The 1,185-nt window shown below is 52.3% G+C and carries 1 protein-coding gene; it reads left to right on the top strand.

The genetic code is table 11. The features are described 5' to 3' along the window. Positions 1-1,185 (top strand): FIVAR domain-containing protein (locus B9Y59_RS16865; protein WP_158089033.1); only part of this gene is annotated, 1,185 nt, incomplete at both ends.

The following is a 1,185-nucleotide window of genomic DNA, read 5'->3' as shown; positions in this document are numbered from 1 at the left end:
CCGAGAGTCGAAGGAAGAGAGATCGCAGGCGTCACCGTGAACGGCGAAGCCGTAGCAGAAGAGAACTTTGACGTTGCCGAGTATATCTACAGCCTGGCAATGCCGAATGCAGACACCACGATTGAACTGGGCTTCACGATCGTGGATAAGGAAAATCTGCGCGAAGTGATCACAATCGCAGAGAGCGAGAACGTGAAAGCGCAGGTAGAGGCGGCAGTCCCGTCGGTACAGAAGAAGTACAAGGAAGCGCTGCAGGCAGCGAAAGCGATCGAAGAAAAGAAGACCGCAAGCCAGGACGAGATCAACAACGCGATGTTTGAACTGATCGAGGCATTGCAGTATCTGAGCTTTACAGCGGGCGACAAGAGCCAGCTGGAAATCCCGATGGAGATTGCAGAGAGCATCAATCGAGAGAACTTCACGCCGGAGAGCGTACAGGCGCTTGACAACGCATACAAGGCGGCAGAGGACCTGATGGACGACGAGGAAGTACTGGAAGCAGACATCCAGGCAGCGGCAGAAGCGCTGTATGAAGCGCTTGACAACCTGGTCTTCCGTGCAGATATGACGGATCTGGAAGCTTTGGTAGCAGAAGGCAAAGAGATTGTAAAGAATGCTTCGAAGTACATCCAGGATAATGAATGGAGTGTATTTGTAACCGTCCTGGGAGAAGCAGAAGATCTACTGGAAAATGGCAATGCAACCCAGGAGGCAGTGGATGAGAAGGCTGAAGAACTGCTCAATGCGATTACAGCACTGCGTATGATTCCGAACAAGGACGCTTTGAAAGACCTGATTGGAAAAGCAGAGGCAGTGAACACCAGCAAGTACACAGCAAAGAGCGTGGCAGCGATGCAGAAGGCATTGAGCAACGCAAAGGTTGTGTTGAACAATGAAGCAGCGACCGAAGAAGAGGTCAAGAGTGCCGTAGAAGCACTGGAAGCAAGCATCCAGAACCTGGAGACAAAGACGACGACAGCGAAGAAGAGCGGCTCCACATCGAGAAATGTAAGCAACACATATGGAGCAGCGGGTGTGGTTTCCGCAAGCCAGAGTGCAGCGGCAAGTGTGCGCAGTGATGCGGCAAATGCCATCACGCTGAACAGAGGAAGCATGTACACCTTCAAGATGACCGTGGTCAATGGAAACGGACTGGTACCGAGCTTCACAGTGGGCAACGGAAGC

The sequence above is a fragment of the Anaeromassilibacillus sp. Marseille-P3371 genome, assembly GCF_900169665.1.
In the GTDB taxonomy this organism is placed as follows: Bacteria; Bacillota; Clostridia; order Oscillospirales; family Acutalibacteraceae; genus Anaeromassilibacillus.
Note: the sequence above shows the minus strand (reverse complement) of the source record. Positions and strands in the feature narration are given on the sequence as shown.